Origin of the sequence: Methylococcus geothermalis, from assembly GCF_012769535.1 — a bacterium.
Lineage (GTDB): Bacteria > Pseudomonadota > Gammaproteobacteria > Methylococcales > Methylococcaceae > Methylococcus > Methylococcus geothermalis.
In genome coordinates this window covers 2,043,963-2,067,192 of record NZ_CP046565.1, presented here as the reverse complement: position 1 = coordinate 2,067,192, position 23,230 = coordinate 2,043,963, and the positions used below count along the sequence as shown (strand labels likewise).

The 23,230-nt window shown below is 61.3% G+C and carries 22 protein-coding genes; 10 read left to right on the top strand and 12 right to left on the bottom strand.

Annotated features, from left to right (window positions below; all coding sequences use genetic code 11):
* Window positions 1-12: 12 nt before the first annotated feature.
* Together mnmA and GNH96_RS09780 are read right to left on the bottom strand one after the other, a co-directional pair.
* Window positions 13-1,128: a tRNA 2-thiouridine(34) synthase MnmA gene (gene mnmA, locus GNH96_RS09785; protein ID WP_169603497.1), complete on the bottom strand. Its 1,116-nt coding sequence runs from the start codon at window positions 1,126-1,128 to the stop codon at window positions 13-15.
* Window positions 1,129-1,135: 7 nt separating this feature from the next.
* Window positions 1,136-1,612 carry an NUDIX hydrolase gene (locus tag GNH96_RS09780; RefSeq protein ID WP_169603496.1) on the bottom strand — a complete coding sequence of 159 codons (477 nt, stop codon included), beginning with the start codon at window positions 1,610-1,612 and terminating at the stop codon, window positions 1,136-1,138.
* 110 nt (window positions 1,613-1,722) lie between these two features.
* Here GNH96_RS09780 and GNH96_RS09775 point away from each other — a divergent pair, with 110 nt between their 5' ends.
* From GNH96_RS09775 to clpA, 3 genes are all read left to right on the top strand, one after another.
* Window positions 1,723-2,472: an elongation factor-1 alpha gene (locus tag GNH96_RS09775; protein ID WP_169603495.1), complete on the top strand. Its 750-nt coding sequence runs from the start codon at window positions 1,723-1,725 to the stop codon at window positions 2,470-2,472.
* An 85-nt stretch (window positions 2,473-2,557) separates the two neighbouring features.
* A complete protein-coding gene (gene clpS, locus GNH96_RS09770) occupies window positions 2,558-2,878 on the top strand; it encodes an ATP-dependent Clp protease adapter ClpS (protein ID WP_169603494.1) in 321 nt (106 codons plus the stop codon).
* Between the two features lie 30 nt (window positions 2,879-2,908).
* Complete coding sequence (gene clpA / locus GNH96_RS09765) at window positions 2,909-5,179, top strand: ATP-dependent Clp protease ATP-binding subunit ClpA (protein WP_169603493.1); 2,271 nt, start codon at window positions 2,909-2,911, stop codon at window positions 5,177-5,179.
* Window positions 5,180-5,187: 8 nt separating this feature from the next.
* Here clpA and infA read toward each other — a convergent pair whose 3' ends face one another.
* The 4 genes from infA to GNH96_RS09745 are packed head-to-tail and all read right to left on the bottom strand — an operon-like array spanning window position 5,188 to window position 8,011.
* The gene (gene infA / locus GNH96_RS09760) at window positions 5,188-5,406 is read right to left on the bottom strand and encodes a translation initiation factor IF-1 (RefSeq protein ID WP_010961043.1); all 219 of its coding nucleotides are present in this window, start codon (window positions 5,404-5,406) and stop codon (window positions 5,188-5,190) included.
* Between the two features lie 39 nt (window positions 5,407-5,445).
* On the bottom strand, window positions 5,446-6,165 hold the full coding sequence (locus GNH96_RS09755; RefSeq protein WP_228719802.1) for an arginyltransferase: 720 nt from the start codon (window positions 6,163-6,165) through the stop codon (window positions 5,446-5,448).
* Window positions 6,162-6,869: a leucyl/phenylalanyl-tRNA--protein transferase gene (gene aat / locus GNH96_RS09750; protein ID WP_169603492.1), complete on the bottom strand. Its 708-nt coding sequence runs from the start codon at window positions 6,867-6,869 to the stop codon at window positions 6,162-6,164. Before aat ends, GNH96_RS09755 begins: the two co-directional genes overlap by 4 nt.
* Entirely contained in the window at window positions 6,863-8,011 is a 1,149-nt protein-coding gene (locus tag GNH96_RS09745; protein ID WP_169603491.1) for a GNAT family N-acetyltransferase, read from the bottom strand. Before GNH96_RS09745 ends, aat begins: the two co-directional genes overlap by 7 nt.
* Window positions 8,012-8,100: 89 nt before the next feature.
* Between GNH96_RS09745 and ettA the strand changes: the two genes are divergently transcribed.
* Window positions 8,101-9,768, top strand: a complete 1,668-nt coding sequence (ettA, locus tag GNH96_RS09740; RefSeq protein ID WP_169603490.1) for an energy-dependent translational throttle protein EttA — start codon at window positions 8,101-8,103, stop codon at window positions 9,766-9,768.
* A 14-nt stretch (window positions 9,769-9,782) separates the two neighbouring features.
* Complete coding sequence (locus GNH96_RS09735; RefSeq protein WP_169603489.1) at window positions 9,783-10,661, top strand: ATP-binding protein; 879 nt, start codon at window positions 9,783-9,785, stop codon at window positions 10,659-10,661.
* A 128-nt stretch (window positions 10,662-10,789) separates the two neighbouring features.
* On the opposite strand, the gene amoB is transcribed toward GNH96_RS09735, so the two are convergent.
* The 3 genes from amoB to amoC form a co-directional block, all read right to left on the bottom strand.
* The gene (gene amoB, locus GNH96_RS09730; RefSeq protein ID WP_169602352.1) at window positions 10,790-12,034 is read right to left on the bottom strand and encodes a bacterial ammonia monooxygenase, subunit AmoB; all 1,245 of its coding nucleotides are present in this window, start codon (window positions 12,032-12,034) and stop codon (window positions 10,790-10,792) included.
* Between the two features lie 104 nt (window positions 12,035-12,138).
* Window positions 12,139-12,882 carry a bacterial ammonia monooxygenase, subunit AmoA gene (amoA, locus tag GNH96_RS09725; RefSeq protein ID WP_169603488.1) on the bottom strand — a complete coding sequence of 248 codons (744 nt, stop codon included), beginning with the start codon at window positions 12,880-12,882 and terminating at the stop codon, window positions 12,139-12,141.
* A 149-nt stretch (window positions 12,883-13,031) separates the two neighbouring features.
* On the bottom strand, window positions 13,032-13,814 hold the full coding sequence (gene amoC / locus GNH96_RS09720; protein WP_169602347.1) for a bacterial ammonia monooxygenase, subunit AmoC: 783 nt from the start codon (window positions 13,812-13,814) through the stop codon (window positions 13,032-13,034).
* 320 nt (window positions 13,815-14,134) lie between these two features.
* On the opposite strand from amoC, the gene GNH96_RS09715 reads away from it, so the two are divergent.
* Window positions 14,135-14,485: a c-type cytochrome gene (locus GNH96_RS09715; RefSeq protein WP_228719801.1), complete on the top strand. Its 351-nt coding sequence runs from the start codon at window positions 14,135-14,137 to the stop codon at window positions 14,483-14,485.
* A complete protein-coding gene (locus tag GNH96_RS09710) occupies window positions 14,482-15,759 on the top strand; it encodes an NAD(P)/FAD-dependent oxidoreductase (RefSeq protein ID WP_169603487.1) in 1,278 nt (425 codons plus the stop codon). Before GNH96_RS09715 ends, GNH96_RS09710 begins: the two co-directional genes overlap by 4 nt.
* On the opposite strand, the gene GNH96_RS09705 is transcribed toward GNH96_RS09710, so the two are convergent.
* Both GNH96_RS09705 and GNH96_RS09700 read right to left on the bottom strand, forming a co-directional pair.
* Window positions 15,734-16,900 (bottom strand): cation diffusion facilitator family transporter, encoded by a 1,167-nt coding sequence (locus GNH96_RS09705; RefSeq protein WP_169603486.1) that lies wholly within the window; start codon window positions 16,898-16,900, stop codon window positions 15,734-15,736. The two genes, GNH96_RS09710 and GNH96_RS09705, sit on opposite strands and share 26 nt — an antisense overlap.
* Window positions 16,901-16,925: 25 nt before the next feature.
* Entirely contained in the window at window positions 16,926-17,522 is a 597-nt protein-coding gene (locus tag GNH96_RS09700; RefSeq protein WP_169603485.1) for a DUF4202 domain-containing protein, read from the bottom strand.
* Window positions 17,523-17,647: 125 nt separating this feature from the next.
* Between GNH96_RS09700 and GNH96_RS09695 the strand changes: the two genes are divergently transcribed.
* Genes GNH96_RS09695 through tilS form a run of 3 tightly spaced genes read left to right on the top strand, consistent with a single transcriptional unit; the run spans window position 17,648 to window position 20,755 of the window.
* Window positions 17,648-18,367: a dienelactone hydrolase family protein gene (locus GNH96_RS09695; RefSeq protein WP_169603484.1), complete on the top strand. Its 720-nt coding sequence runs from the start codon at window positions 17,648-17,650 to the stop codon at window positions 18,365-18,367.
* Window positions 18,368-18,408: 41 nt separating this feature from the next.
* The gene (locus GNH96_RS09690; protein ID WP_169603483.1) at window positions 18,409-19,374 is read left to right on the top strand and encodes an acetyl-CoA carboxylase carboxyltransferase subunit alpha; all 966 of its coding nucleotides are present in this window, start codon (window positions 18,409-18,411) and stop codon (window positions 19,372-19,374) included.
* A 28-nt stretch (window positions 19,375-19,402) separates the two neighbouring features.
* Window positions 19,403-20,755: a tRNA lysidine(34) synthetase TilS gene (tilS, locus tag GNH96_RS09685; protein WP_169603482.1), complete on the top strand. Its 1,353-nt coding sequence runs from the start codon at window positions 19,403-19,405 to the stop codon at window positions 20,753-20,755.
* On the opposite strand, the gene GNH96_RS09680 is transcribed toward tilS, so the two are convergent.
* On the bottom strand, window positions 20,740-23,178 hold the full coding sequence (locus GNH96_RS09680) for a fatty acid cis/trans isomerase (RefSeq protein ID WP_169603481.1): 2,439 nt from the start codon (window positions 23,176-23,178) through the stop codon (window positions 20,740-20,742). The two genes, tilS and GNH96_RS09680, sit on opposite strands and share 16 nt — an antisense overlap.
* Window positions 23,179-23,230 lie beyond the last annotated feature (52 nt).

Here is a 23,230-nt window from a genome sequence, read left to right as displayed (position 1 = left end):
ATGTCTTGGGTCTTACGCGGCTTCGGCCTTCGAAACCGTATTGAAGGTCAGGTCGATGACGCCGCCGCCGAGGCAGCGATCGCCCAGGTAAAACACCACCGACTGGCCCGGAGTGACGGCGCGCTGGGGCCGGTCGAACACGACTTCCAGACGGTCTTCGCCGATGATGCGGATACGGCAATCCTGGTCATTCTGGCGGTAGCGGGTCTTGGCGGTACAGCGCAACACCTCGCCAGGTGCGGGCCCCGAGCCGTCGACCCAGTCGAGCCGGCCGGCCTCCAAAGCATCCCGGTACAGCAGAGGGTGATCGTGGCCTTGGCCTACCACCAGCACGTTGTTGGCCAGATCCTTGTCCAGCACATACCAGGGCTCCTGTCCGCCTTCCTTGATGCCGCCGATGCCGAGTCCGGAACGCTGGCCCAGCGTGTAGTACATCAAGCCGTCGTGCCGACCGAGCAGCCTGCCTTCCGGCGTGCGAATCTCGCCCGGCTGGGCAGGCAAGTAGCGCTCGAGGAAATCCTTGAAGCGCCGCTCGCCGATGAAACAGATGCCGGTGCTGTCTTTCTTGGCATCGTTGGCGAAACCGGCCTGGGTCGCCAGCACCCGCACCTCGGTCTTGTGCAGCTCGCCCAGCGGAAACAGGGTACGGGCGAGCTGCTCCTGCTGCAGCGTGTACAGGAAATAACTCTGGTCCTTGCCGGCGTCGCACCCCTTGAGGAGCCGGAACCGGCCGCCCTCTCGCGCCACGCGGGCATAATGGCCCATGGCGATCAGGTCGGCGCCCAGGTCTTCGGCATAGGCGAGGAAGGCCTTGAACTTGATCTGCTTGTTGCAGAGGATGTCCGGATTCGGCGTCCGGCCGGCCCGGTATTCGCTCAGGAACACCTCGAACACCTCGTCCCAGTATTCCGCGGCAAAGTTCACCGCGTGCAGCTCGATACCCAAGCGCTCGCACACCTGCTTGGCGTCGGCAAAATCCTGCACCGCCGTGCAGTACTCGGTGCCGTCGTCCTCCTCCCAGTTCTTCATGAACAGGCCGCTGACACGATAACCCTGCCGGAGCAACAGCAGAGCGGCGACGGACGAATCCACCCCGCCCGACATGCCGACGATCACATGCGGCTTCATGTCCGCCTCAGCCGAGCATCGGTTTCAGGAGGCTGAGCGGATGCCGCTCGCCACGGAGGTAGTCCTCCACCGTGTGCAACACCAACGGGCTGCGGTGACGTTCCCGTTCGCGCAGCAGCTCCTCCCGGCTCAGCCATACCGCCCGCTCGATGCCCTCGTCCAGCCGCACCTCGCCCTCGGGCGCCTCGGCCCGGCCGGTGATGGCAATGCGCAGGAAGCTCCTGCCGGATGCCGGATGGCGCCACAAATAGATGCCTGTCACCGCTTCCGGCACCAGGTGCCAGCCGGTCTCTTCCAGGGTCTCGCGGATCGCGGCTTCGATCACCGATTCCGCCGCTTCGACATGACCCGCCGGCTGGTTGATGACGAGATCGGCAGATCCAGCGGTGCGTTCCTCGACGCACAAGAAACGGCCGTCGCGTTCGACGACGGCGGCTACCGTGACCCGTGGACGGCCGTCCGACGGGGTTTCCAAATTTTGCATACTCTTTTCAATCGGAAGCGAATTGAGTTGTCAATTCGCGTATGTTATTTAAGCCGTTAAGACGCAGGAGTTGCCTGCGAAGTTCGTGATGATTCGTGGGAGCCGCGGGAATGCCGCTGAACTTGAGCAACTTGGGCACATCGGTCAAATTGTTATTTTCCGGTTATTTGATCGTCGTCGCAATCGGCTATGCCTTGGCCATGGTGCAGATCCTCTTCACCCATGGCATGGCCGACGGCAAGTTCGGCCTGTCGATCGAGGATATCGTCTACAGCTATTACGGCAACCGCTCGGGTTCGGTGCTGGAAGCCAAGCTGAACGGGTCCATGAAGGTCAACGCACCCGACGAGGCACGCTTCCAGATCATCCAGTGGGTCCGCGACGGGGCCGGAGAAAATGCCTACGCCCGGGAAATCAAGCCTCTATTCGAAGCGCATTGCACCGCCTGCCATAATGCCGACAGCGGATTGCCGGATTTCACCCGGTACGAGAACATCAAGGCGCGGGCCCAATCGGATGAAGGCGCGACGTTTTCGTCATTGACACGGGTGTCGCACATTCATATGTTCGGCATCGCTTTCATTTTTATGTTCGTCGGCATGATCTTCGCTCTGGCATCTGGTGTACCCTGCAAACTCAAGTGCGCGGCCATCCTCATGCCGTATATTTTCCTGCTGCTGGACATCGCCTCCTGGTGGCTCACGAAGCTCGACCGCCATTTCGCCCTGCTGGTCGTCATGGGCGGCGGCGGTCTGGCGATGGCTTTCGTGTTCATGTGGGTGGTCTCGATGTATGAAATGTGGATCCTGCCGCGGCATTTGCCCTATCTGGATCAGCGCGATGCGCTCAGGCGGTGCTGACGCCGCTTCACCGGCTTGATCTCGGGAATTCACGGCCCATATTCGTGATAAAGGTAACCAGTTTTTTCGTGGGAACGACGGACAGATGACTCAGGAATCGGACCACGACTCCGGCGAAGGTTTGGCGCTTCAAGAGGTCCAGCCCAAGCTCAAGCGTCCGCCGCTGTACAAAGTCATGTTGTTGAATGATGATTTCACTCCAATGGAGTTCGTTGTGCAGGTCTTGATGCTATTTTTTGGCATGAACGAAGAGAAAGCCACGCAGGTGATGCTGCATGTTCACACGCGTGGCGTGGGTGTATGCGGGGTCTTTTCCAAGGATGTGGCGGAAACCAAGGTCCAGCAGGTCAACGCCCATGCCCGCCAGAACCAGCATCCTCTCCTCTGCACCATGGAAGAAGCATAATTTTTTTACCAGTCTCGAGCAGGTTCCACTATGTTGAGCAAAGAACTCGAACAATCACTCAATTCGGCCTTCCGTACCGCATACGAGAAACGCCATGAGTTCATTACCGTGGAGCACCTGTTGCTTGCCATGCTCGACAACGGCGCCGCCATCGAAGTCCTGCGTGCTTGCGGCGGCAATCTCGACCTGCTGCGGACCGAGCTGAACGAGTTCCTGGACGAGACCACGCCACTGATACCGGCCGGGGTCAAGCGCGACACCCAGCCCACCTTGGGATTCCAGCGGGTGCTGCAGCGTGCCGCCTTCCACGTGCAATCGTCCGGCAAGAAGGAAGTCACCGGCGCGAACGTCCTGGTGGCCATCTTCAGCGAACAGGATTCGCACGCGGTCTATCTGCTGCACAAGCAGGACATTACCCGGCTCGACGTGGTGAATTTCATCTCCCACGGCATTTCCAAGGTGCGCGACGAAGCGGACGGTTCGCCGCGGGGCACCGCACCCGAGTCGGACGATGCGGAAAGCGGGGGCGGCGCCAATCCGCTCGAAAAGTTCGCCACCAATCTCAACGAGTCCGCCCGGCGCGGGAAGATCGACCCTCTCATCGGCCGCAAGGACGAACTGGAGCGCACCGTCCAAGTGCTATGCCGCAGAAGGAAGAACAATCCGCTGTTCGTCGGCGAAGCCGGTGTGGGCAAGACCGCCATCGCCGAAGGCCTGGCGAAGAAAATCGTCGAAGGCGACGTACCGGAAGTGCTCAAGGACAATACGATCTATTCGCTGGATCTCGGCAGTCTGGTCGCGGGGACCAAATACCGCGGCGACTTCGAGAAACGTCTCAAGTCCCTGCTGGCCCAGCTCAAGAAAGAACCTAACGCCATCCTGTTCATCGACGAGATCCACACCATCATCGGCGCCGGTTCGGCTTCGGGCGGGGTGATGGATGCCTCCAACCTGATCAAGCCGGTGCTGGCCTCGGGCGAGCTGCGCTGCATCGGTTCGACGACCTACCAGGAATATCGCGGCATCTTCGAGAAGGACCGGGCATTGGCCCGCAGATTCCAGAAGATCGACATACAGGAACCGTCGGTCGAGGAGACCTACCTGATTCTCAAGGGTTTGAAAAGCCGCTTCGAACAGCATCACGACGTCAGGTATTCCCTCGCCGCGCTGCGGACGGCCGTGGAGCTGTCCGACCGCTACATCAACGACCGCCATCTGCCCGACAAAGCCATCGACGTCATCGATGAAGCGGGAGCGAACCAGCGGCTGTTGCCTCCGTCACGCCGCAAGAAGACCATCGGCACGGTGGATATCGAGGACATCGTGTCGAAGATTGCGCGGATCCCCGCGAAGACCGTATCCGCCAACGACAAGGAAAAGCTCCGTGACCTGGAATCCAATCTCAAGATGCTGGTGTTCGGCCAGGACGAAGCCATCTCCGCACTGTCGTCGGCGATCAAGCTCTCCCGCGCCGGCCTGCGCGACGGCCAGAAGCCTATCGGCTCATTCCTTTTCGCCGGCCCCACCGGCGTCGGCAAGACCGAGGTGACGCGCCAGCTCTCCCATATGCTCGGTGTCGAGCTGATCCGCTTCGACATGTCCGAATACATGGAACGGCACACCGTGTCGCGGCTGATCGGGGCGCCGCCCGGCTACGTCGGATTCGACCAGGGCGGCCTGCTGACCGAAGCCATCAACAAGCATCCTCACGCCGTACTGTTGCTGGACGAGATCGAAAAGGCCCACCCGGACGTTTTCAACCTGCTCCTACAGGTGATGGATCACGGTACGCTCACCGACAACAATGGACGCAAGGCCGACTTCCGCAACATCATCCTGGTCATGACGACCAATGCCGGCGCATTCGAGGGCGCCCGGCCGTCGATAGGCTTTACCCCGCAGGACCATTCCACGGACAGCCTGAAGGCGATCGAACGGCTATTTTCGCCCGAGTTCAGGAACCGGCTCGATGCAATCATCCAGTTCAACCCGCTGAGCACGGAAACGATCGGACACGTGGTCGACAAGTTCATTTTCGAACTCGAAGCCCAATTGGCCGAAAAGCAAGTGGCCCTCGTGATCGAGCCGGACGCAAGGGCATGGCTGGCCGAACACGGCTTCGACCCGAAAATGGGCGCACGTCCGATGGCCCGCGTCATTCAGGAAAACATCAAGAAACCGCTGGCCGAAGAAATCCTGTTCGGCCGCTTGGCGCATGGCGGCACGGTGCGAGTCAATGCCGCCGCAGATGCCCTGACGTTTACCTACGAAACCCGCCAGAAAGCCGCAGAACCCGCCTGAACGCGCAGCTAGCGATGGCGGAAGGTGATACGAGCCTTGCTGAGATCGTATGGAGTGAGCTCGACCTTGACACGGTCGCCGGTAAGAATGCGGATATAATTTTTCCGCATCTTGCCGGAGATATGGGCGATGACCACATGCCCGTTATCCAACTGGACGCGGAACGTGGTATTGGGCAAGGTTTCTATCACCTTGCCTTCCATTTCGATATGATCTTCTTTCGACATTTGTTCACAGGGTGAAAAATTTTTGCAATTATAGCACGCTCACGGTAGCGCAGGCTCATCCATCTCGAATCGACGCCAGCGGTTCCCAAGCAACGCCTCCAACGGCCTGAACTTCGCCTTGTAGTTCATTTTGCGGCAACCACCGATCCAATAGCCCAGATAAAGCCAGTTGAGCCCCAACCGCCGGGCTTCCGATATCTGCCACAAAATGGCCAGGGAACCTGGACTTCGCGCCGACGCACCCGGATCGAAAAAGGTATAGACGGCGGACATGGCGCCGGGCACGTAGTCGACGACCGCCACGCCCAGCAATTCCGCGTCCGTGCGGAATTCCACGAAGCGGGTTTCCGCCCAGGAACTGCCTAAAAACGACCAGTATTCGTCCCGTGAGACCGGCGTATCCGTCGGATGGCGTACCGCCAGGTACCGCGTGTAAAGCTGAAACTGCCGCTCGTCAAACCGTGCCGTGGAGGCCTGAATCTCGACGTCTGCGTTGCGCTTCAACACACGTCGCTGACCGCGGGTCAAATGAAAATCTTTCACCAACAGGCGCACGGGCAGGCAGGCGCTGCATCCCCTGCAATAAGGACGGTACACCAAATTTCCGCTACGCCGGAACCCCTGTTCCATCAGCGCACCATAGATGTCAGGGGAGAGCGGCTGATCGGGCGAAACGTAACCGAATCGCGCCTCCCGACCAGGCAGATAGCTGCATGCATGAATCGGCCCCATCCCTATCGCCATCCGCTCCCGGTTCACGGAAAATTCTCCGGGGCACGCTGCCACGCGTCCGGATGCACCGGCATTTCCGAATACCGCCCCACCCAGGCCTCAAACTGGCTGCGCGGGACGGAAGAGGCCCCGAGACTGGCCAGATGGGAACTGTAGACCTGGCAGTCGATCATGCGATATCCCCAGTTCGACAGGCAGGCCACCGCAAACACCAGTGCTGCCTTCGAAGCGTCGGTCACCCGGTGGAACATCGATTCCCCATAATAAATCCGCCCCATTGCCACACCATACAGCCCTCCTACCAAACGGCCATCCTGCCATGCCTCGAAGGAATGTGCGAAACCGGCGCGGTGGAAAGCGACGTAGGCCGACTGCATTTCCGCCGTCAGCCAAGTACCCTCTGATTCTCGGCGCGGCTCGGCGCAGGCCGTTATAACGGCGTCAAAAGCTCGATCGAAGCTGAATTGGAACAGTTGGCGGCGAAGCGCCTTGCGCAGGCTCCGCGAGATTCGCAGGTTCTCCGGAAGCAGAACCAGCCGGGGATCGGGCGACCACCACAGAATCGGGTCGCCGTCGCCGTACCAAGGGAAAATCCCGCGTCGATAGGCACGTTCCAGGCGGGCCACGCTCAACGAGCCGCCAACCGCGAGGAGGCCATTGGGTTCCTTCAGTGCCCTTTCGGCCGGCGGAAACTCTTGCCGCTCATTGTTGGGATCGATCAGCGTCAGCATCCGGGGTCCCCCTTGAAAGGCAAATGGGATTCCAGCGAACGCATGTAATTCTCGATGTGCCGACGTTCGACTTCAGTGTGATGGGCGATGGCCGCCCGTAAACGCATATCGGCGATCCAATGTGCCGACCAGGTCGGCGTGGGCTCGAAACCCCGGCTTACTTTGTGTTCGCCCTGGGCACCGGGCTGAAAGTAGCTGAGACCTCGCTCCAGACAAAACTCCAGACCTTGGTAATAGCAAACCTCGAAGTGGAGGGAAGGAATGTCTTCCGATGCTCCCCAGTACCGGCCGTACAAAGTATCTTCACCGACAAGGAAGAAACCGGCAGCCACCAGATCCGCATTCCGCTCCGCAAGCACGAGCATGATCTTGTCGCCCATGGTCTCGCCGATGCGCCGAAAAAACCCTGCGTTCAAGGCGGGGTAGTTTCCGTGCTTGTCGAATGTGTTCCGGTACAGCTCGTAAAACCGGCTCCAAATCGCCTCGCTCACCTCGCTCCCCGGCACCCGCCGGATTTCCATCCCGGCCTCGCGAACCTGGCGCCGTTCCCTTTTGACTTCTTTCCGCCTTTTCGCATTGAATCTATCGAGATAATCCGCGAAGTCTCGATAACCGGCATTGCGCCAGTGGAATTGGCATCCCATGCGGCGAATGAGCATCGGCGTTTCGAGCAATACCGGGTCGGTGCAGAATAGCCAATGCATGGATGACACACCCGCGGACTCGCCCACCTTGATGGCGCATGCCACCATCGCCTCCTTCGAGACATCCGAAGCGCCGGCAGTCGCCAGGAGGCGCCGGCCGGTGACAGGAGTGAAGGGCGAAGCGATGACCCATTTCGGATAGTAAGCCAGGCCGGCCCGCGCATGCGCTTCGGCCCATGCCCCATCAAACACGAACTCACCGAACGAGTTGGTCTTGAGGTAGGCGGGCATGGCGGCAAATGGGGCACCCCCTCCCTCCGCCGCGAACGAGAGGTGCATCGGAATCCAGCCGATGGAATTGCCGAGGCAACCGGTCTCCTCCAGGGCCGAGAGAAACTCATGGCTCAGCGGCGTGTCCGGACTGCCGAACGCATTCCAGAGCGCCGCTGGCACCTCGGCCAATGTCGAATGTAGACGTACGCTGAGTTCAGCGCTCATCCGCTGTCCTCACCCCTCAATCAAACCTGTGCCTCATGGGCGCTAACGTGAAATAATACTATGATCTTAGACTTTATAACGCACTCGGAATGGCACAATATATTTACACCATGAACCGCGTTTCCAAGGTCGTTCCGCCCAAACGGACGATCCTGGAAAACATCTCCCTGTCGTTTTTCCCGGGCGCCAAGATCGGCGTTCTGGGCCTCAACGGCGCCGGAAAATCCACGCTGCTTCGCATCATGGCGGGCGTCGACAAGGAATACGACGGCGAAGCGCGGCCACAGCCCGGCATCAAGATCGGCTATCTGGCGCAGGAACCGCAACTGGACCCCGCGAAAACGGTACGGGGAAACGTCGAGGACGGCGTAGCCGAGACCAAGGCGTTGTTGGACCGATTCAACGAAATCAGCAACGCCTTCGCCGACCCCGATGCCGACTTCGACAAGCTGCTTGCCGAACAGTCCGAGCTCCAGGACAAGATCGATGCGGCCGGCGCCTGGGACCTTGACCGGAAACTGGAAATCGCCGCCGATGCCTTGAGACTTCCGGACTGGGACGCCGATGTCACCAAACTTTCCGGCGGCGAGCGCCGCCGCGTCGCCTTATGTCGCCTGCTCCTGTCCAATCCGGACATGTTGCTGGTCGACGAGCCAACCAACCATCTTGATGCCGAATCGGTGGCTTGGCTGGAGCGGTTCCTCCATGACTATCCCGGAACGGTCGTCGCCGTCACTCACGACCGTTACTTCCTGGACAATGTGGCGGGCTGGATTCTCGAACTCGACCGGGGTCGGGGAATTCCTTGGGAAGGCAATTACTCTTCGTGGCTGGAGCAGAAGGAAGCCCGGCTGGAAATGGAAGAAAAGCAGGAAACTGCCCGCATGAAAGCCATGAAGGCAGAACTCGAATGGGTGAGGTCCAACCCCAAAGGCCGCCATGCCAAGAGCAAGGCACGCCTGGCCCGGTTCGAGGAACTGACCCAAAGCGATGTGCAAAAGCGCAACGAAACCAAAGAAATCTACATCCCGCCCGGCCCAAGGCTCGGTGATCTCGTCGTCGAATTCGAAGGCGTTTGCAAGGGCTTCAATGATCGCATACTGATCGAGGACCTAAGCTTCAGGCTACCGCCGGGAGGCATCGTCGGTGTCATCGGGCCCAACGGTGCCGGCAAGACCACACTGTTCCGCATGGTCGCCGGCATCGAGACACCGGATCGAGGCTCCATCCGCATCGGCCCCACGGTGGCGCTCGCTTACGTGGAACAGTTCCGGGAACACATGGACGACAGCAAAACCGTTTGGGAAGAGATTTCCGACGGTCTCGACATGATCACGGTAGGTACCTATCAAACGCCTTCGCGTGCCTACGTCGGGCGCTTCAACTTCAAAGGCTCGGACCAGCAAAAGCGCATCGGGGAACTTTCTGGCGGCGAACGCAACCGGGTCCACTTGGCCAAGCTGCTCCGCAGCGGCGGAAACGTCCTCTTGCTCGACGAACCCACCAACGATCTCGATGTCGAAACCCTGCGGGCTTTGGAGGACGCTCTTCTGGATTTTCCCGGTTGCGCGGTTGTTATCTCCCATGACCGCTGGTTCCTGGATCGCATCGCCACGCACATTCTGGCGTTCGAAGGCGATAGCAAAGTGGTCTGGTTCGAAGGCAACTATGCCGATTACGAAGCGGATCGGCGCCGGCGTCTCGGCGAGGAAATGAACACGCCCCATCGCATCAGGTACAAGCGGATCGAGGCCTGACCTCCGGACCCAGCATGGCAGCAAACCGCACCGACGTCCTACTGACAACGCTCCAACGGCTGGCCGACGCCGTCGAACGTCTTGCGCCATCCGATCCCAAGACGATTGACTGGATGTATACCGCCTACCGCTGGGGTGGAATGACTTGCGATCCGCTCCTGAAACCCATCCGGCACCCCCATGGGATCGGGCTCGCCGATCTGTTGTGCATCGATCGCCAGAAAGCGGCGTTGGAGCGCAATACGCGGCAGTTTCTCCGAGGCTTGCCGGCCAACAACGCGCTGCTTTGGGGCTCAAAGGGAACTGGAAAGTCTTCCCTCGTCAAAGCCCTGCTCCACGACTACGCGGACTCCGGACTCCGGCTCATCGAAGTGGACAAGGAGCATCTCGTGGAATTGCCTGACATTCTGGAGTGTATCCGTGACCGCCCCGAACGCTTCATTCTGTTTTCCGACGACCTGTCCTTCGAAAGCGGAGAACCCGGGTACAAGGCTCTGAAAGCCGCGCTGGATGGTTCAACCAGTGCGTTGAGTGCCAATGCGCTGATCTATGCCACCTCCAACCGGCGGCACCTGTTGCCTGAATACATGGCGGAAAACCTGGAAGCACGTCCGGTAGGAAGCGAGATCCATCAAGGCGAATCGGTCGAAGAAAAAATTTCGCTATCCGAACGATTCGGGCTATGGATATCGTTTCATCCCTTTTCCCAGGACGATTACCTGGACACCGTCGGATATTGGCTGGCAAAGCTCGGAACACCTGACCTCGAAGCCTCGTGGGCCGACATCCGGACAGAAGCGCTGCGCTGGGCACTCGCTCGCGGCTCACGCAGCGGGCGTGTCGCCTGGCAATTCGCGCGCGATTGGTGCGGCCGCGTACTTTTGGAGTCCTGAAACGGCAAGCCCGGTCTGAGATTTCACAACACAACCCTCACACAAACAAAAACCCCCGACCGTTGCCGGTCGGGGGTTTTGGCTTTCACCGCCGAGGAGGGAAGCCCCGAAGGACTTCCCCTAAGCGATTACATGAACGACGGGATCAGCGGTGCGTCGATCTGGGTCACCTGACGGTTGCCCTGATCGTCGAAGAAGAACAGCAGACCGGCGAAACGGCTGTCCGGATCGTAGATGATGTCGGACAGACGATACACTTCCCAGGCTGCGTCCGACGCGGTGACGTCGACCGTGCGGGTCTCACCCGGAGCCAGCGGGCTGTTGTCGCTGACGCTCAGGCCGTCTTCTGCCAGCAGGTCTTCCGGATAGCCCGTGGTGTCCTTGTACACGTTGGAATCCAGGAAACGCACCGAGGCGGTGTAGAACTCACCCAACCGGATCGGCCTGTTGCCGTGGTTGGTGATGGTGAGCTTCATCCGCATGGCACGACCCGGCACGCGGTAGGTGGCGTCTTCCACTTTCACCGAGACCGTCGGCGCCGGCATGTCGATCGGCTTCATGCCACGCATGGTGCCGGCCTGCAGCGGGATGGTGATCGGGTACTTGCTGTTGGCGCTGGACATGGCCATGACCACGATCAGGATGGTGGCGGCCAGGAAGCCCATCGCTACCTTGCGGTCGGTGGTGGACACCAGTTCGTCGGCGCGGCCTGCATCCACCATCAGCAGACGGGGGATGAAGATCGGTCGACGCGACCAGTAGCCGATCCAGGCGACACCGATGGCGAACCAGAAGGCATGCCAGAAGTAGGTGTTGCCTTCGTTGTAGTTCTCAAGATCCACCGTCTGACCGGTCAGGGTCGTGACGGGGTTCCTGAATTCGCTCATGGAACCTTCCACGGTGATCCACTTGCCGGGGCCGATGATCGGGCCACCGCCCTGGACGTTCATCATGGTGTGAACGTGCCAGTCACCCGGACGACGGGCTTTGAGGACGACCCGGAAGTCGTAGGTCTTGCCGATTTCCAGACGTACCGAACGCGGCACCAGCTGGCCACCGATGTACGATTCCTTGCGGATGAACACCGGACCCGGCATGCCGACGTTGAGGAACGCGACATCCGGTTCGTCGACCGTTTCCGGCCAGCCTTCGAACACGTGGAATTTGCCTTTGATTTCCACGGTTTCGTTGACTTTGACTTTCTCTTTCGACCAGGTCAGGTCGTACCAGTGGATGGTACGCATACGCATGAACGCGGCCTGCGATTTTTCACCGTGGGCGGAGGCGTTCGGGGCGTAGAAGCTGGTCGCTGCCACGGCGGACAGCAGTCCGATTGCAGACCATTTTGCAATCCGGTCCTTTATTGTTTTCATGATCTCTCCTCTTTCGAGTTCTTTCTGTTGGGTCACCCTCAGGCTTGTCACCAGGCCTTGGGGCGGTCTCTCGCGATGGTCGTGACGACCCCGATCTGTAAGGATCAGGTGCTCTGCAGGAACCGTTCGTTGGAGAACCAGCGACCGATGAAGTGCCACATGAAGTAGATCAGGATCGACATGAACGCGGAGAAGAATGCCGATACCGGGGCGACGTCCTTACCGAAGGTACGCAGGGTGCCCTTTTCGACCATGCGGATGTATTCCGGGGTGCCCGTGCGGACGTAGTTGTAGCCCTGGATGTCGGCAATCGACATCAGCATGCCGTTGTACTCCACGGGAACGTGCAGCGGCGCGATGATCGGCCAGTTGCCCGGATAGAAGATCAGACCCCAACCCATCGCGCCAACAATGGCGGTGAACAGGTAGCTGCCCGACAGCATCAGGACGGTGTCCAGGATGATGGCGCCCGGCACCAGCGAGGCGGGGAAGACGAAGTTGATCGGGAAGTAGGTCCAGCCCCAGAAGTTGAAGTAGCGGTTGATCCACTCACCCAGCAGCAGGCCGAGGACGCAGACCGTGGCACCCCAGGGCAGACGATACCGTTCCCACAGGTAGGATTGGACGGCCGCCGGGAAGGTGACCAGCACGATCGGGGTCACGGTGACCCACAGTCGACGGTCTTTCCAGTCGGACCAGAAGTCCCAGTCGCCCATGGTGAGCATGGCGTGAATGTGGTACGAGCCCACGATCACGAAGAACACTACGAATAAAGCCATCCAGTCGATCGTACGGGACAACTGGACCGCTTCGGCGTGCGAACGAACCGCAGATTGCGCAGCACTCATTAAAGTTACCTCCAAATTTGTCGTTTTCTTATTTTCGACGGTGCCCGGGAAAGTCCGGACACCCTCGCCGCGAGTCCCTTCCGGCCGCCGGCACCGACGCGGGCCCTGTCACCAGGACCTCGAGCCGGCCCCGACGGCCTTGCCGTTCCTTATTTCGCGATCAAGCCTTCGTCCACGGCTTCACAGAGGGACTGTCCCAGTCCGCCCTGAGCGAAGCTGTAGAAGGTCTGGCTCAGCGTGCCCATGACGGCCAGCGCCAGCCAGCCGAAGATCACGAAGCCATAGTGCAGCGGTGCCACGAACAGCTCTTCCATGAACCAGAAGGTGTGACCCCATTCGTTCAGACCCACGTTCGGCAGAATCATGAACGGACCCACCACCAGCACCAGGTACGGCAGCGAAATGCCCTTCGCGAAGTACGGCAGACGCGTCTTGGCGTAGATGAACGCCGCGAAGCCGGTGATGATGTAGATCGGGTAGCTCAGATAGAACTCGATGATGTGCGACGGGGTGAAGTCGGTGTCGCGCACGATCGTCTGATGCCAGGTGCCGTCCTGCTCGGTGAAGTAGGAGGCGCCCCAGTAGATGGCCCAGGCGTAGGCCACCAGCCACACCAGGTGGGTGAAGTTGCGGCGCAGTTCTTCCCGCGGGCTCAGCGCGGCCAGGTTGCGGTCGCGGGTCTTCCACAGGTAGCCCCACAGGATCGAAGCCGTGACGATTTCCAGGACGATCTCGGTGTACAGGAAGTTCATCCAGTAGGTTTCGAACTCCGGCGCGAACGAGTCCAGGCCGGCGGACCAGCCGTAGACGCCTTCGTACCAGCGCACCCACATGTAGAACACGGTGTAGATCGCCAGTGCGAACGTGAGCCACTTCTTGTCCAGCATCGGCGCTTCGGCCGCGGCTGCACCACCCAAAGTTGTTGCTGCCATTGTTTTATCCTCCTCGTTATGATTGAACAGGAGCCGGCCTACGGCCGACACCCACTTCTTTGAATTCCCTATATTTCCTGCCTCTTGCGGGCATTCTATTGGTCCCGCAATAGAGAGCAGTCCCGATCCTTCGATGCCGGGGAGTCTATCACCCTTCATCAAACTGTCAAGAAAAATATGCGACATTTTGACGCAGGGTGACGCCAATGAATTCAATACGTTGCGCAAGCTCTACTGCAGTATCCCCGCCGAATTGGTAGCTTGGTCTGATCGGTATGCTTGAATAAAATCGGTCTTGCCGAACCCAAGGATATCCCGCCGTGAGTCGTCAATCGAAAACCCATCATGTCGCTCGATCGGTTGCGAAGTCTGTGCGTTTCACCTCGAGGGCGATCGTTTTCGGGCTCTCCGTTACCGCCAATGCCGAGAACCTGGATACCTCCTTGGCGGCTCTCAGTTGCCTGGGCTGCCATGCTGACATTGAACAGCCGGCGACCGGACGGTTGGCCGAACCGGCCTCACTCCGCGGTCTCGATGTAAACGCCATGGTCTCCGTCTTGCGCGACTATCGGGAGGGAAAGCGATCGGGTACGGTGATGAATCGAATCGCAGCGGGTCTCAAAGACGCCGACATCGAAGGCATCGCTCGCTTTCTGGGGAAACGGCAATGAACCCGCGGAGGCGATTCCTGCGTCTACTGGCGGCCTCCGGCTTGGGTTGGAGCCTGGGCGGTTGTGTTTCCAGCAGGTATCTGCGCGGCACCGGACCCGGACGGGTCGTCGTCGTCGGCGGCGGCTTTGGCGGCGTGACGGCGGCGCGCTATCTGAAACTGATGAACCCCGCCCTTTCCGTGACGCTCGTCGAGCCGCGCGACACGTATTTCTCCTGCCCTGGATCGAACGAAGCCATCGCCGGGCTCAGCGGTTTAGGTACGCTGGAGCGTTCCTATGCTACGGTGAGCCGGGCATTCGATATAAAGAAGGTAAACGCCCAGGCCACACACCTGGATAGACCACGAAGACGCATCGTGCTGTCGGACGGCTCCGAGGTCCCGTACGACCGGTTGATCCTCTCCCCCGGCATCGATTTTCGCTGGGATGCGATAGAAGGCTACGACGAGGCTGCGAGCCGAACCGTTCCCCATGCCTGGAAAGCCGGCCCCCAGACCGCGATGCTGGCCCGGCAGCTCCGGGCGATGCCCGACGGGGGCCGGGTGCTGATCACCGTGCCCGCCAATCCCTACCGCTGCCCTCCCGGACCTTACGAACGCGCCTCGCTCATCGCCTGTTATCTGAAGAAGCACAAACCCCGGTCAAAGGTCCTGATCCTGGACGCCAAGACCCGCTTTTCCAAGCAGCCCGCCTTCGAACAGGCTTGGCGCGAACTCTATGGTGACATGCTGGAATGGATTTCCTCGGAAAAGCAAGGCCGGCTGGAGCGGGTCGATGCCGCGGCGCGCAGCGTGGAAACCGAATTCGATACCTTCCGAGCGGACGTACTCAATGTCATTCCGCCGCAGAAGGCGGGAGCGCTGGCGGAGGTTTCTGGCTTGACGGACGGCTCCGGCTGGTGTCCGGTCGATCCCATGAGTTTCGCGTCGCCTTTCGACTCCGCGATCCACGTCATCGGCGACGCCTGCCAGGCTGCCCCCATGCCCAAGTCGGCGTTTTCGGCCAACTCCCAGGCCAAGGTTTGCGCCGCTGCCGTCATCGCCTCGCTCGCCGGCGAGCCGCCGCCGGAGCCGCTGCTGATCAATCATTGCTATAGCTTGGTCGCGCCCGATGAAGCCATTTCGATCAGCGGTGTCTACGGCTATTCGTGGAACGACGGCCAGCTCGCAACACGGTCGGCCGGCGAAACACCCCCGGACGGCGATCGCAAAAGAGAGGCCGCTTATGCAAGGATCTGGCAGCGCAACTTCAGGGCCGATGTCTTCGGATATTGACGCCCTCCTTCCGCCGCCGAGCTTCACCATGCCGGCGCGCCGCCAGAATCAGGAGAAAACCGAGCAGCGCCGCGCCCAGTGAAGCGTCGATCCACCCCCCGGACGTCATCATGCTCGAAGCACTGCCACCCACGAGCAAGGCCGTCCCGGTCGCCGCAGCGATCCGAAGCCGCTTCGCGTGTCGGCGAGGAGAGCCGGATGGCGGCCTCGAACGGGGAGTCGCGATTTCGGTAGCGATTGCCGGAAACGGCTCATGATGGGCGAACGATGCGGGATCCTCGATCGGCTCGATGTGAGTGACGACGGTCAAATTCGCCAACGCGGCGCACAGAGCCGCTTCGATTTCCTCCGCCATATCGTGCGCCGACTGTACCGTCCACGCACCCGGCACCAGCACATGCACACTCATGAAGCGATGCGCTCCGGATTGGCGGGTTCTAAGGTCGTGGAAGCCGATGCCGCGCTCGCGAAAGGCGTCGAGAACCTCGCGTATCCTCGTGTTTTCGTCCGACGGCAGCGAGGCATCGAGCAAACCGGCGATGGAGCGCCGGACCAGGCCGCCTCCGGTCCAGATGATGTTCAACCCCACCAGCGCAGCGACGCCCGGGTCGAAATCGTGCCAGCCGGTAAAACCGGCGGCGGCCACGCCACATACCGTACCGACCGAGGTCCAGACGTCGGTCAACAGGTGCTTCCCGTCCGCCTCCAGCACGATCGAGCCGGCCTTTCGACCCACCGATACCAGTAACCAGCCGGCCAGACCGTTGATAGCTGCCGCGGCGACCGCCAGCCCCAGGCCGAGATCGAGCGAAGCCAGCGCGCGCGGATGCAGATAGCGATCCCAAGCCGCGAACAGAATCGCCGCCGCGGCCGCGATGATCAGCACACCTTCGAATCCACTGGCAAAATAATCGGCCTTGCCGTGCCCGAAATGGTGATGTTCGTCCGCCGGCTGCGCCGAAAACCTTAGCGTTGCCACCGCCACGACCGCGGCCGACAGATTGACTATCGACTCCATGGCATCCGACAGCAGACCCACCGATCCCGTGACCTGGTAAGCCGCGGCCTTGATCCCCATGGTGAGCAGCGCTACGAAAATCGACAGCCAGGCGTAGCGGGTCAGCGATTCCGGTCGGATCATCGCAGAAGCCACCGAAAGCCCCGGTTCAGGATGCCCCGGCATCCAGAGCCTTCGCTACGACGGCACCGAGATGACCCGGCAGATCAAGCTCCAATGCGCGGGTTCGGGCGGCATCCGTCATCTTTTTCCAGGTCTTGCGGACGATGTCGATGAGCTTGGACTCGTCCTGATCCCCGGCAAACGGGGCGAAATAGTGTTCGAGGAAAACCAGGCAAGCCGTGTCCTCGAGAGTCTGCGATTCGGCGTCGGTCCGGATATCCCGCTTGGTCAGCATGCGTTTCACGCGCTGGATCGAAGCCTCGTCGTAACCGGCCTCGGCCATGATCAGCCCGAGCTGATCGCCGTGAAAACCATAGAGACGTGTCCGCCAGCGCAGATAACCCTCGCGGGTCTTGGGGTAGTCGCTGCGGGGAATCTCCCAGCGCCTGATGTGCTGCCCCCGCGCTGCCAACCGCAATGCTTCCGAAGCGTCGGGACAAAGTCGCGCCAGCCATTCGGTCATACGCCGGCCATAGAGCAGCTCCTTGGGATGCAAAGCGCCCTCCCATTCCTCAAGATTGGGATCCTGGGCGTTGGCCGCGTCGATCGCCTGCAGCGCCCGGTTGAAACGGTCGGAATTCATCGGATGCAACTCCGTGGAATGCACAGGCGGCGGATTGTATCATCTGCCATCGGACCGGCTTGCGAGAGGCCGGGAAGGCGGGGAAAATCACCGGCCGCCGCTTAACGTTTCGAGGGGAACGCCCCATGGCCGTGCAGACAAGGGACATCGATTACCGTCACGCCGATACGCTTCTGTCCGGTTTCCTCGTCTACGACGACGACCTCTCCCTACCCCGCCCCGCCGTCCTGATTTCACATGCCTGGGGCGGCCGCGACGAATTCGTGTGCAACAAGGCGCGCCGACTGGCGGAATTGGGCTATGTCGCCTTCGCCCTGGACATGTACGGCAAGGGCGTGCTGGGCGAAGGGCCGGAGCAGAACGCAAGGCTCATGCAGCCGTTCGTGTCCGACCGCGGACTGCTGCAGGCGCGGATCATCGCCGCCCTGGATACCCTGCGGGCACTTCCCGAGGTCGATCCGGCACGCATCGCCGCGATGGGATTCTGTTTCGGCGGCCTGTGCGTCCTCGATCTCGCCCGCACCGGCGCCGATCTGCGCGGCGTGATCAGCTTCCATGGCCTGTTCACCCCGCCCGGCAATACCGCGGGCCGGAAAATCCGCGCCAAGGTACTGGTGCTGCATGGCTACGACGATCCCATGGCGCCGCCGGACCAAGTGATCGCCCTCGGCCGCGAATTGACGGAAGCCGGGGCCGACTGGCAGATCCATATGTACGGCCATACTCGCCATGCCTTCACCAACCCCTTGGCCAACGACCCGGCCTTCGGCACCGTTTACGACCCGGTGGCCGACCGGCGCTCCTGGCAGGCCATGCAGAATTTCCTGACCGAAGTGTTAAACTAACCGATCACATCATTCCCGGCACTTGAAAAAACAAGACCTAAATGGATCTGAAATTCCTGGATTTCGAACAGCCGATCGCCGAGCTCGAAGCCAAGATCGAAGAGCTCAGACACGTCGGATTCGACAACGAAATCAATATCTCCGAGGAAATCGCCAAACTCGAGGAGAAAAGCCGCAAGCTCACCGAATCGGTCTTCTCTTCCCTCAGTGCATGGCAGATATCCCAGATATCCCGGCACCCGCAAAGGCCGCATAGCCGCGATTACATCGACCTGATCTTCCAGGAGTTCCACGAACTTCACGGCGACCGCGCCTTCGCCGACGACCCCGCCATCATCGGCGGCCTGGCGCGGCTGGACGGCATCGCGGTGCTGGTGATCGGGCATCAGAAGGGACGCGACACCAAGGAAAAAATCTACCGGAATTTCGGCATGCCGAGGCCGGAAGGATATCGCAAGGCGCTGCGGCTGATGCGGCTCGCCGAACGTTTCCAACTGCCCATCATCTGCTTCATCGACACCCCCGGCGCCTACCCGGGCATCAATGCCGAGGAACGCGGCCAGAGCGAAGCGATCGCCCGCAACCTGTTCGAAATGGCGCAGCTGCAGACCCCCATCGTCTGTGTGGTGATCGGCGAAGGCGGCTCCGGCGGGGCCCTGGCCATCGGCGTGGGCGACCGTTTGCTGATGCTCCAGTACGGCACCTATTCCGTCATTTCGCCCGAGGGCTGCGCCTCCATCCTGTGGAAGAGCGCGGAGAAGGCCGAACTGGCCGCCGAAGCCATGGGTATCACTTCCGAACGCCTGATGGAGCTGGGGCTGATCGATTCGATCGTGCCGGAACCTCTCGGCGGCGCCCATCGGGACCGGGAACGGATGTCCGACAACCTGAAGATCGAACTCAAGCGCAACCTCGAAGAACTCGCCGCGGTGCCGATGGACGAACTCCTGGCGATGCGCTACGAGCGCCTGATGGGTTACGGCGTGTACGACGAACCGGTCGCCTGAGCCAACCGGCCTGCACGGGGCGAATCCGGTGAGATTGAGCCTCGACAGTTTTCGCGCCGGCCTCCAGCCCGGTACCGTATACCGGGTGGCTTTCAGCGGCGGCCTGGATTCCACCGTCCTGCTGGATCTGATGCAGGAGCTTCGCTTCCTCATCCCCTTCGAGCTGCAAGCCGTTCACGTTCACCACGGTCTCCTGGCCGAAGCCGATGGCTGGTCCAGGCACTGCGCAGAGGTCGCCGGGAAATACGGCATCGTGCTGGATACCCTCCGGGTCGACGCCTGCCCACGGCCGGGAGAGAGCCCGGAAGGGGCAGCCCGAACCGCCCGCTACCGGGCCTTCGAAGCCCTGCTGAATCCTGGGGACATCCTCCTGACCGCCCAGCATCTCGACGATCAGGCCGAAACGCTGCTGCTCCAGCTCATGCGCGGCGCAGGGCTGCCCGGCCTCGCGGCGATGCCGGCCGTCGCGCCGTTCGGTCGGGGGATGCTGCACCGCCCCCTCCTCCGCTTCAGTCGGCGGGAAATTCTGGAGTACGCCCGAAACAAGGGGCTGACCTGGATCGAAGACCCCAGCAACCGCGACGAGCGCTACGACCGCAACTTCATCCGCCGCCGGATCATGCCGCAGCTCGCTACACGCTGGCCGGCAATCGCGGCCAATCTTGCGCGCAGCGCCGGACACTGCGCCGAAGCCGCCGGACTCTTGGATAAGCAGGCTGACACGTTGGCAGCGGCAGCGACTCCCGCCGACGATCCGGCGAGTCTCGACGTCATTGCCGTGCGCGCGCTCCCGCCGGACGAGCAACGGCTTCTGCTGCGCCGCTGGATCAAGAAACGCGGCCTGCGCGCACCCTCGGCCAAGCTGCTGGAACGGATACGGTGGGAAATCCTGGAGTCCTCCGGAGAACATGCGCCGGCAATCGCCTGGGCCGACGGCGACGTGCGGCGTTACCGTCAGCGCCTCTATCTGGTTCCTCCGGCGACGGATTTCGCCCCCTCATGGACGAGTGACTGGACCGGCGAGACGCTCCTCAGGCTACCCGGCGGCGACAGCCTTGTCGCGTCGCTGGAATCCGGCCCCGGCATCGATCCGGCCCGGTGGCGGGACGGGACCATCACCGTGCGTTACCGGCGGCAAGGTGACCGGATCGAACCGGCAGGACGCCTAGGCCACCGCGAACTCAAGAAACTGTTTCAGGAGGCCGGGCTGCCGCCGTGGGAGAGAAACCGCCAGCCGATCGTGTGCATCGACGGCAGGATCGCCGCCATCGGCGGCAGCCGCTGGCTGGCTTCCGAATTCGCCGGCCCGCGCGAACAGCTCAACGTGGTCGTCCACTGGGACCAGACCGCCGTTGCCGGAAACGGTCACAGATTGTCGTAACGGCTGAGGTCCAGCCAGCCCGCGGTCACCGGATTTGTCTCCAGGTGACGCCGGTTGAACCAGTCCGATATCTTCCAGAATCCGGGATTCCCGCGATGGACACCGAAGCGTTCGGCAAGCTTCGCGGCGAATCCTTCCGGGCTCTCCAGGCTCAGGACAGCGTCCACGAATTCGTCGACCTCGGCTTCATCCAGGTCGAAAAAGAAGTTCGGATAGCTGCCGACGACGCCGCGCACCACGGTCAGAGTGTCTTCCCGCGGCTCGCGCCTCAACTCCTCGAGAAACAGCATCGATACGTTTTCGAGCGCAGCGTTCTTGACGAGGCTGTAGATCCAGCCGTCGTCCGGCGCATGGCTCCCGGCCCGGATGCGGACATAAGACAGTTCCGGGAGAAATGCGATACCGCCACCCCTGAGAAAAGCCAACGGACGCAGCTTACGCTCCAGAGCCGCCTGCGCTGAAGGTATCGCCGCTCTGCCCCCGCACTCAGCGGCCCGGCAGCCGACAAACGGATCAGGATCGCCCGCCGCCTTGCCGAAATGGACTCTGACCCGATCGAAAAATTCTTTTTTTGGATCACTAGTCCGGTATCCAATGCCCGTTTCCCGATCCGGGTCCCAAAGAGGATTCTGAACGAGGTTGTTGATTTCTCCACCGACGCCTTTGTACCAGCTCATGCGTTCGGCCTGCCTCATGTTCGCCGGCAGGAAGCGGAGAAAATTGTTTTCCGCCTCCATGCGCATGAAATCCATGTACAAGCGGGTCGCCAGTTGATGGCCTACATTGCCGAAGACGTCGAAACCGGCAACCAGCAGGTAATGAATCCGTTCCAGCAGGGGATAATCGACGACCCAGGCGGTCAGCGGTGTATCCCCGACCAGACCCCGCTCGACCGAAGCGCTGTCGAAATGCCGGAAGACCGTCAGTAACGCGTCGCGATTGCCGCCGTCGCCGTCCCAGAGCTGCTCCAGGCCGGGCCCGCCGCGATCGCCGTGTATCCGCAGCCAGCCCGCCTTGGCTGCCTGATAATCCTCCTCCAGCGCCCAGTAGGTGTACCAGATGTCCGCGATGCCCGGAGCGTTTTCCTTCTCGGCCGGCAGCCGCAACCGATCCGCCTGGTTCGCCAGGAAGCGGGCATCGTTGCTGACGGGGTCGGTGTCCGGATCGGTGAAAGCGACCCAGAAGCGGTCCTGAATGACGTTGAGCGCGACCTGACCACGGCAGACCGGCCCCTTCATGAAGCCGGAGAAGAAGAAATAGGCATCGTCGAGCAGGAAGCGATAGCGCGACCTGGGCGGGATGGCAACGAAGGTCTTGAACGGGTTGGCAGCGTCGGCGGCGGCATAGCCGGGCAACTCGCCGACGGCATACTCGGGTTCCAGGAACAGCTCGCGGTAGCGGCGCATCCTCGCATCATCGAGTTCGTAGACCATGTGGATCTTGTCGACGATGCTCTGCCGCACCGGCCGTAGCCGATAGTAGAAAGTTCCCGGCCCCGGGCTGTCGTACGGCCGGGTCGTCGCGATTTCCCGAATCGGCTCTCCGGGCGGCGTGCGGGACCGCACCAGGCGGAAGAATTCGCGCGGCGCCAGTCCGCGGAAATGAAGGTTGCCGATGAAGACATGCTCGTAGACATAGCGGGCGAACAGCCGCTCCTTCGAACTGGAACCGTTAAGGAACGCCTCCCAGCGCGCCACGGCGGCAGCGGCCTCGGGAGAGACCGGCGCCGGCGGTGGCGCGACCGCCCCCTGGTGCAACCAGGCTACCAGGACGTTTCGCTCGCGTTCGCTCAGACCGGGAAAGCCGTAAGGCATGCCCCATTCAGGATGCTTGGCGGCGAAATCATCGAACTCTTCGATGGTCGGGCAGCTCAGCGGACGGTCTAGCGTGAAGTCGAAGGTATCGGGCAACACGCCTGACGTCGGCAGCGGATGCTCCTTCTTCTGCTGCAGCATGCGATACAGCAAGGAACCCATCAGGTTAGCCTCGGACGAATCGCGCCGTTCGTTCAGTACCGGGAAAAAACCCTTGGAGCGCCAGTCCTGCGCATTCTCGGCGTCGACGAACAAACGCGTGGGGGCGATGGCGTGGATGCGGGTGCTGTCGTACACGGTGGTCTTGCTGCCGCCGCGCTCGAGACCTTCAAAAGCTTCCATTTTCAACTGGCAGGGCGCATCGTAACAGCCGTGACAGACGACACAGCGGGAGTCGAGGATCGGCTGGACATCGCGGGCATAGGACACCTTTTCCGTGGCGAGCTGCGCCAGATGGGCCTCCCCGCTCAGACGCCATTCCCGCGGCGCAGGCCGGCCGTCGAGTGCATCGTCATCCTTGCGGTAAGCCTCGGTGCAGCCGGCGATCGACAGCAGGGACAACACGACCAGCAGATAACGGCATAGCCCGGTCAGGAATTCAAGAAACATCCGCCCCCCCTTCTTCTCCATCATCCGCCGCATCCCGGAGTGATAGCATTGA